This window comes from Mycobacterium sp., assembly GCF_049280035.1.
In the GTDB taxonomy this organism is placed as follows: domain Bacteria; phylum Actinomycetota; class Actinomycetes; order Mycobacteriales; family Mycobacteriaceae; genus Mycobacterium.
This window is the reverse complement of the sequence record NZ_JBAPPI010000251.1, coordinates 1-8,110: the sequence shown is the minus strand read 5'-3', so window position 1 is coordinate 8,110 and position 8,110 is coordinate 1. Positions and strand designations below refer to the sequence as shown.

Genomic DNA, 8,110 nt, shown 5'->3' with positions numbered 1-8,110 from the left:
CCAGTCGGCGTCAGTCGAGGTCAGAGTCAGACCGCCACCGGCAGTGACGCACCCCCATGCTCTCTGTCGAGGTCAAAACGGACTACCAGCTGTCGGTGTCCGGCCGGGAGAAAGACGCGCTGCGACGGGTGCTGCGGGGCTGCTAAGCGCGGTCAGCGCCACGCAGTTCGATCAGGCCGCGCCCGGGCGTCAGCGCATGCGTCATCGATACGTCGTGCGGCTCGCGCGGCAACTCATCGAGCAGTTCTTGGTCGCGGACTACGGCGATCAGGCGCGCCGCCGGATCCCGGTGCACCAACGTGCGGTCATAGAAACCGCGGCCCCGGCCCAGTCGCACGCCCGCGCGGTCGACGGCGAGCGCGGGAACCAGCACGACGCTCGCCTCGGCCAGGGTCGTCGCCGGCAGCCACGGCTCGGTCGGTTCGAGCAGTCCGAAGCGAGCGGCCACCAGTTGACCCGGCCGGTATTCGCCCCACTGCAGCGCCACCGGGGAGTCATCGGAAGTGGTACGCGCGACCGGCAGCAGCACGCGGCCCCCTCGTCGCAGCACCGCGTCCAGCATCTCGATCGATCCCGGTTCGGCGCCCACCGGCACGTAGGCGCACACGGTGCTGCCGCTGCTCACCACCGCTTCGAGATGCTCGGTCAGTGACCGCGCCTCGCTCGCCCTGACGTCGCCCGTGACCGAACGCCGGCCTGCCAGCAGCCGTTCCCGCAGTGCGGCCTTGGCCGTGGTCGCCATGGCGTCAACGATGACAGCCGCGCGTGGCACCCCGCCACACCGACTCCGAAAGCCGCTGGGATTATGGTGTGAACGATGTCACGCTCTCAGGCTCCGGTGCCGCGCACCGCGATCGTTCCCGCGGCCGGTTTGGGCACGCGTTTTCTCCCCGCGACCAAAACGGTGCCCAAGGAGTTGTTGCCCGTCGTCGACACGCCCGGTATCGAGTTGGTGGCAGCCGAAGCGGCCGACGCCGGCGCCGAGCGGCTGGTGATCATCACCTCCGAGGGCAAGGACGGTGTCGTCGCGCATTTCGTCGAAGACTTGGTACTCGAGGGCACGCTGGAGGCCCGGGGCAAGAAGGCCATGCTGGCGAAAGTCCGTCGCGCACCGGGGCTGATCAAAGTCGAGTCGGTTGTGCAGGCCGAGCCGCTCGGTCTGGGGCACGCCATTAGCTGCGTGGAGCCGGTGCTGTCGGCCGACGAGGACGCGGTATCGGTGTTGCTGCCCGACGACCTGGTGTTGCCGACCGGCGTACTGGAGACGATGTCGAAGGTGCGCGCCGAGTACGGCGGCACGGTGTTGTGCGCGATCGAGGTTTCGCCCGAAGAGATAAGCGCCTACGGGGTTTTCGATGTCGAGGCGGTACCCGGCGCCCACGAGGACGTGCTGAAGGTCAACGGCATGGTGGAAAAGCCGAAGCCGGAAGACGCTCCGTCGATGTACGCGGCGGCCGGCCGCTACATCCTCGACCGCGCCATCTTCGACGCGTTAGATCGGATCGATCGGGGCGCGGGCGGTGAAATGCAGCTTACCGATGCGATCGCCTTGCTGATCCGCGAGGGGCACCCGGTACACGTTGTCGTGCATCGTGGTTCCCGACACGACTTGGGAAATCCCGGCGGCTACCTCAAGGCTGCGGTTGACTTTGCATTGGACCGTGACGATTACGGCCCGGAATTGCGGCGGTGGCTGGTGACTCGATTGGGCCTGGCCGAAAACTAGCGGCGGGGTCGTTGTGGCCGATACCGGTTGACGGCAGAGAGGCGCGCTGTGCGTTCGGTGGAGGAGCAACAAGCCCGGGTGTCGGCCGCTGCGGTGGCGCCGAGACCGGTTCGCGTTGCCATTGCCGAAGCGCAGGGGCTGATGTGCGCCGAAGAGGTCGTGACCGAACGTCCACTGCCCGGTTTCGACCAGGCCGCAATCGACGGCTATGCGGTACGCAGTGTCGATGTGCTCGACGTCGGTGAGTCCGAGCCGTCCAACGGTCAAAGCGGCGACGACCATCTGCGCGCAGTGCCGGGCGAGGCGGCGGAATCCCCTTCCGCGCGCGGCGCAGTCACCCTGCCGGTGATGGGCAACATCGAAGCCGGCACGCGTACACCCAGCAGGCTGCAGCCAGGGCAGGCCGTGCGAGTGCAAACCGGCGCCCCGTTGCCAACACTGGCCGACGCGGTGCTGCCGCTGCGATGGACCGATGGCGGACAGTCGCGGGTGCGGGTGCTGCGCGGCGTGCGATCGGGTGCCTACGTGCGGCGCACCGGCGACGACGTGCAGCCGGGCGATGTCGCGGTACGGGCCGGCACGATCATCGGTGCCGCACAGGTCGGGCTGCTGGCCGCGGTTGGCCGCGACCGGGTTTTGGTCCACCCGCGCCCGCGGCTGTCGGTGCTCGCGGTCGGTGGCGAGCTCGTAGATGTCTCGCGCACTCCCGGCAACGGACAGGTTTACGACGTCAACTCCTACGCCCTGGCGGCCGCCGGCCGGGACGCGGGCGCAGAGGTCAACCGGGTCGGCATCGTCAGCAACGACCCAGAAGCGCTTGGTGAAGTCGTCGAGGGACAGATCAACCGCGCCGAGATCGTGGTGATCGCCGGCGCGGTCGGCGGCGCAGCGGCCGAGGCCGTGCGCTCGGTGCTCTGTGAGCTCGGCGAGATGGAAGTCACCAGGGTCGCAATGCATCCCGGCTCGGTCCAGGGTTTCGGGCAACTGGGCCGTGAAGGTGTGCCGACGTTCCTGTTGCCGGCGAATCCGGTCAGCGCGTTGGTGGTCTTCGAGGTGATGGTCCGACCGTTGATCCGGCTGTCGCTGGGTAAGCGGCAGCCGATGCGCCGGGTTGTGCAGGCCCGCACGCTGTCGCCGATCACTTCGGTGCCCGGCCGCAAAGGCTTTTTGCGAGGGCAGCTGATGCGTGATCAGGACACCGGCGAATACCTGGTGCAGGCGCTGGGCGGCGCGCCCGGCGCCTCGTCGCACCTGCTGGCGACGCTGGCTGAGGCAAACTGTCTGGTCGTGATTCCCCGTGAGGCCGAGCAGATCCGCATCGGCGAGATCGTCGACGTCGCGTTTCTGGCTCAGCGTGGCTGAGCGACACGGTGGCTCCCGCTCGTGAACGTATGGCGCGCCAGCTCCCAGCATCCCGGCTGGCCGATGGGTGTTGGTCCGCTGCGGGTGCCGGCCGGCGTGATCCGGCTGCGCCCGGTACGCATGCGCGACGCCGCTCAGTGGAGCCGCACCCGGCAGGCCGACCGCGCGCACTTGGAGCCATGGGAGCCCAGCACCGAAGCTGATTGGAGTGCGCGGCATTCGATTTCGTCTTGGCCGGCGGTCTGTTCGAGCTTGCGGTCAGAAGCTCGCAAGGGCCGCATGCTGCCGTATGTGATCGAACTTGAAGGCCAGTTCTGCGGACAGCTGACCATCGGCAACGTCACTCACGGGGCGTTGCGGTCGGCATGGATCGGCTACTGGGTGTCCAGCTCGGTCACCGGTGGCGGGGTCGCAACCGGAGCGTTGGCACTGGGCCTGGATCACTGCTTCGGCCCGGTCATGTTGCATCGCGTGGACGCCACCGTGCGACCGGAGAATGCGGCAAGCCGGGCGGTGCTGGCAAAGGTCGGGTTCCGCGAGGAGGGGCTGTTGCGCCGTTACCTCCAAGTCGACGGGGATTGGCGGGATCACCTGTTGGTGGGTCTGACAGCCGAAGAGGTCTACGGGTCGGTGACGTCGGCTCTGGTGCGCGACGGGCACGCCAGCTGGGCTTGATCGTGTTGCAAATGTGACATTTGTGACTGGTGGTGCTTGTCAGCAGCAAATTACAGGTGTGTAATTGTCCTGGGCGCGCCTCGACGGAATGCGCCGGCTACCGGCCTAGCCTGGTTGGGAAAGGAGCAGGTCATCATGCCAAGCATCCCGCAGTCATTGTTATGGATATCGCTCGTGGTGCTCTGGCTGTTCGTGTTGGTTCCAATGCTGATCAGCAAGCGCGACGCGGTGCGCCGCACCAGCGATGTGGCCTTGGCGACCCGCGTGCTCAACAGTGGCGCGGCGGCGCGGCTGCTCAAGCGCGGGGGACCGGCAGCTGGACATCGTAGTGACCCAGACTGGCAGCCAGACGAGGACGAATCCGACGACTTTGACGACGTCGACTCGGACAACACCGAGGAAATGCCGCAAGCGCGCGGCGCAGTCGTCACCGTCGCGGCCGCGGTCGCGGTTGAGGAGACCGGGCCCCACGCCGAAGTGCTCGACGCAGACGACGCGGTGGTCGACACAGACTCCGAAACGCTGCCCTCGGCCGAGGAGCAGCCCGAGCCGGTGGCCGAGGACGAGACGTCGGATGGCGAGGACACCGAGGACGCCGACGAGGTCGACACCCTTGATGACGCCGATGACGAGGGCGCCGATCAATACGAATACATCGACGACACATCGGGGATACCGGTCGGCGAGGACTCGCCCGCGACCGCCGCGCACGCGTTTTCGCGGCGGCATCGATACGACTCGGACACCGCGGCTGCGATTAGCGCCCGCAAGTATGCGTTTCGCAAGCGGGTGCTGATGGTCATGGCGCTGGCATTGGTCGGATCGGCGGCCACCGCGTTTCTGCTGACTTCTGCGGGCTGGTGGATCTGCGGCAGCACCGCCGCGGTGACGGTGCTCTACCTGGGGTATCTGCGCCGGCAGACCCGGATCGAGGAGCGGGTACAGCGCCGCCGGATGCATCGGATGGCGCGGTCGCGGCTGGGCGTAGAGAACGCCTATGACCGCGAATTCGACGTAGTCCCGTCGCGACTGCGGCGCCCAGGGGCCGTGGTGCTGGAGATCGACGACGAGGATCCAATCTTCGAGCATCTCGACTACGCGCCGTACGCGCGGGAATACGGCTGGCACGGGGACCTGCCGCGAGCCGCCGGGCAGTAACGGTTCGGCGACCGACGTCGCGACTGGTAGCCTGCTAGCGATCAGGGGCTATGGCGCAGTTGGTAGCGCGACTCGTTCGCATCGAGTAGGTCAGGGGTTCGAATCCCCTTAGCTCCACAGAGTTTGAGCAGGTCAGGGCGTATGTCGCCCGTTAGGGAACTTGAGCCGTCCGCAGAGCGTCCGCAGTAAATCGGATGGCCTCATTCAGGCGGTCCGCAACCTCGTCGAGGTCTTCGTCTACAGCGACAAGCTGTCCGGTACCTCGACGCGGGAACAGCGTCCGGGCCTCGCAGCCCTGTTGGATTACGCACGCCAGGGCGACGCCATCGTGGTCGTGGGTATCGACCGGCTGGGCCGCAACGCCGCTGAGGTGATGGTGACTATCCGCGAGCTTGGTGAGCGCGGGATCGTGCTGCGGTCGCTGCGCGAAGGCATCGACACATCCAACGCGACCGGCAGGATGGTGGCCGGTGTCCTCGCGAGCTTGGCAGAGCTTGAATTGGAGCTGGGGCGCGAGCGCCGTTCGGCGGCAAGGGAAGCGCGTCGGACGCGCGGCCAGTCGATTGGCAGGCCAAAGGCGCTATCCGACGAGCAGGCGGCGCTGGCGCGCCGAATGCATGACAGCGGCGAGCCGGCCACGACCATCGCGACGACGCTCAAAGTCAGCCGGGCTACGGTTTACCGGGTGCTGGGCGGTGCTGGGATGACCACTTCTTGGACTTCTTCGCCGATAGGGGATTTCGGGCCATCGCGGTGAGCCTGCGTGGTCATGGCTCAAGCGGTTTGGGTCAGCCGCTCAACTCCTGCTCGATTGCCGACTATGTCGATGATGTCCACGCCGCAGTAGCGATGCTCGGTCGCGAGCCGGTGGCGCGGACGCTGCGGTGCCCGGGTGATCATCCGCGCATCCCGCCAGCCGAGCAGGATGGCGGGGTCTACGGGAGAGCTTCGTGCGGCGGGGGAAGTTGTCGGCGGTTGACGCGTCTTCCTCAGCCGCGCAGAGCGGACGCAAAGATCCCCGGCAGCGCTCGGGGGTTGCCGTCCACTTGGAACTTGGCCAGACGACGGATCGTGGTCTGAGCCGTCTTGTTGGTGATCCACAAGACGGGCTTCGGCGACATCGTGAGCTCACCGTGGAGGATGGCGCGCGGCGCCGGACGGAACGGGATCTCGATGACGGCCTTCTGCACGTGCTGCAGTAAGAAGGCGTTGTGCACCACCCCTGTGCCGCTTCCGATGTTCTGTGAAGTGTTGCCAGGGAACGCGCCCCAGGATGGGTAGCCCAGCGAGAAAGCCATCGCCGACCACACGTTGATGCCGATATCGCCGTAGCGCAGATGGGAAATCGCTGCGTCGAAGGCCGCCGTATTCGTCTTGCGCGTCTTCGGGTCGATGACGACGGTTGCCCCGAGGGTGCCGGGCAGAACATCGTTGGAGAACTCAACGGCGTCGCTCAGGAACTCCGGTGCGGTCTTGCCGGGAAGGCGCACGACTCCCAGCGCTCCGGCGAAGACCTCGTCGCGCAAAATGCTGGCACCGCCGTGCGGGTCGACGTCAGGGATCAGCACGCGGCTCTTGTCGCTACTGAGGAACGCGGCACCGCTCATCTCGTCGCAGGCCTTGTCGGTGTTGTCGTCGGAGCGCGGGTAGTACGTGGGGCGAGGTTCGACCTCGCGCATGACCTTGCCAACCTCGGCGATGAGTTTGTCAGCGAGCGGCCAGTCCTGCGATAGGACCAGAACCTGCGTCGCAATGCAGTTGTGGCCGGCGTTGTTGAGCTTGCTGGTTGCGATGTGTTCGGCCTGGAACCTGATGTCGGCGTCGCTCCAGTCGCCTGGCACGACGATGAACGGACTAATGCCGCCCAGCTCGGCTGAGATCGGCTTGTCCAGGATCGGTGTGTTGTTGGCCTTGCGGGTTGCGGCCTCCGCATCGGTACCCCACACGATGGCGTCGTAGGTCGCAGCCGAACCCGTCATGTGAATGGAGTCGGTCTTGCGATGGCGTGCGAGGTAGCCGCCAACGTCGGCGCCGCCATACGCGAAGCGGAGCCAGCCACGCGAGACAAATTCACTGAAGATCTTCTCGTAGAACGGGCCGAGGTATTCGTTGACCGGGTTCATCTTCACGACGCAGACACTGCCCCGCGCGTACAGCTGGCCGAGGATGTCCAGTGCCGTAATGCTTCCGACGTTGCCTGCGCCTAGGACGAGACAGACTCCCGGGTGGTCGTAGCCGCCACCCCGGTACATCTTGGCGGCATCCTCGCGAGTCCGCGCGGCACTGATACCCGGCTCGATCCACACCTGCGCCTTGTAGCCGTTGAGTAGCAACCGGTCGTATCCGGTCACCGGGAAGACGTCGACGACGACCTGGCCGTCCGGCCTGGTGTGGACTGCGTTGGCCCTGATTGGCTCCTGCCCGGCCACTACTCGCTTGAGCGCGAGGACGTGTGCGTTGACATTCTGAATGAAGATCCACACGGCCGACATCCAGTCCTCGGCGACCCAGGCGGAGGTCGACGCGATGCCCTTCGCGTGGCCGGCCGCAGCCACCATCTGCGGGCCGAGGTCGAGGATCTTCGGCGGCAGCGCCTCGAGCAGTGCCACCTTGTCGCCGAGTGGCAGGGCCACCCAGCTGGGTGCACCGATGTGCAAGTCATCAAGCGCCCTGTCGAGCGCCGCCATGTCGAGCGCGGTCCCTGTGGTCATAAGACCTTCCCCATCTTTGCGATCAGATGAATCCGCTTGGCGGCGACGCCGCCGCTGGATGACTGACGACCCCGACGATACGGCCCGCGCACAGGTAAGTGACAGGTAATTGACTACCCCATTGCGTTGAGAAGTCGGTAGATGTGTTGCCGCGAGAGCCCATAGGCCCGGGCTGCGGCCGTCACGGTGAGGTGACCACTGGTGACTTCGAGAACGACCACACGTGCTTTGGACATGAGCCATGACTGTCACCTATGACGCAACTCATCATGGGTCATTGCAGGTGTCACCCATGTCGCGACTCATCTGTCACCTATGTCGTGAACTCAGACACCCTTAGCTCCACCGTCATCGGCTCCACAGTTGAGCGACGCCAACGCTGTTCGAACTATTCGGCTAGCCGGCGTCGGCGTTACGCAACGTCATAACTCCACCAGATTTCGGCAGGTCAGGCCTATTGCGCCGGACAGGCCTCGGT

Annotated in this window: 8 protein-coding genes and 1 tRNA gene; 6 read left to right on the top strand and 3 right to left on the bottom strand. The window is 66.2% G+C overall.

All coding sequences use genetic code 11. The annotated features are described in order from the left end of the window. Positions 1 to 142: 142 nt before the first annotated feature. Positions 143 to 742, bottom strand: a complete 600-nt coding sequence (locus tag WAN71_RS08145; RefSeq protein WP_422224837.1) for a 5-formyltetrahydrofolate cyclo-ligase — start codon at positions 740 to 742, stop codon at positions 143 to 145. 75 nt (positions 743 to 817) lie between these two features. On the opposite strand from WAN71_RS08145, the gene WAN71_RS08140 reads away from it, so the two are divergent. The 6 genes from WAN71_RS08140 (at position 818) to WAN71_RS08115 (ending at position 5,678) form a co-directional block, all read left to right on the top strand. Continuing rightward, positions 818 to 1,726: a UTP--glucose-1-phosphate uridylyltransferase gene (locus tag WAN71_RS08140; protein WP_422224836.1), complete on the top strand. Its 909-nt coding sequence runs from the start codon at positions 818 to 820 to the stop codon at positions 1,724 to 1,726. Positions 1,727 to 1,774: 48 nt separating this feature from the next. After that, complete coding sequence (gene glp / locus WAN71_RS08135) at positions 1,775 to 3,088, top strand: gephyrin-like molybdotransferase Glp (protein WP_422224835.1); 1,314 nt, start codon at positions 1,775 to 1,777, stop codon at positions 3,086 to 3,088. Positions 3,089 to 3,151: 63 nt separating this feature from the next. Continuing rightward, a complete protein-coding gene (locus WAN71_RS08130; protein WP_422224839.1) occupies positions 3,152 to 3,763 on the top strand; it encodes a GNAT family N-acetyltransferase in 612 nt (203 codons plus the stop codon). 135 nt (positions 3,764 to 3,898) lie between these two features. Further along, the gene (gene glpR / locus WAN71_RS08125) at positions 3,899 to 4,921 is read left to right on the top strand and encodes a gephyrin-like molybdotransferase receptor GlpR (RefSeq protein WP_422224834.1); all 1,023 of its coding nucleotides are present in this window, start codon (positions 3,899 to 3,901) and stop codon (positions 4,919 to 4,921) included. A gap of 44 nt (positions 4,922 to 4,965) precedes the next feature. Then, positions 4,966 to 5,038: transfer RNA gene (locus tag WAN71_RS08120), tRNA-Ala, on the top strand. An 85-nt stretch (positions 5,039 to 5,123) separates the two neighbouring features. Then, positions 5,124 to 5,678 (top strand): recombinase family protein, encoded by a 555-nt coding sequence (locus tag WAN71_RS08115; protein ID WP_422224838.1) that lies wholly within the window; start codon positions 5,124 to 5,126, stop codon positions 5,676 to 5,678. Between the two features lie 232 nt (positions 5,679 to 5,910). Here the strand turns inward: WAN71_RS08115 and WAN71_RS08110 are convergent, their stop codons facing one another. Both WAN71_RS08110 and WAN71_RS08105 read right to left on the bottom strand, forming a co-directional pair. Beyond that, positions 5,911 to 7,632, bottom strand: coding sequence for an aldehyde dehydrogenase family protein (locus tag WAN71_RS08110; protein WP_422224833.1), 1,722 nt, complete (start codon positions 7,630 to 7,632; stop codon positions 5,911 to 5,913). 113 nt (positions 7,633 to 7,745) lie between these two features. Further along, positions 7,746 to 7,868 carry a helix-turn-helix domain-containing protein gene (locus WAN71_RS08105; protein WP_422224832.1) on the bottom strand — a complete coding sequence of 41 codons (123 nt, stop codon included), beginning with the start codon at positions 7,866 to 7,868 and terminating at the stop codon, positions 7,746 to 7,748. Between the last annotated feature and the right edge of the window lie 242 nt (positions 7,869 to 8,110).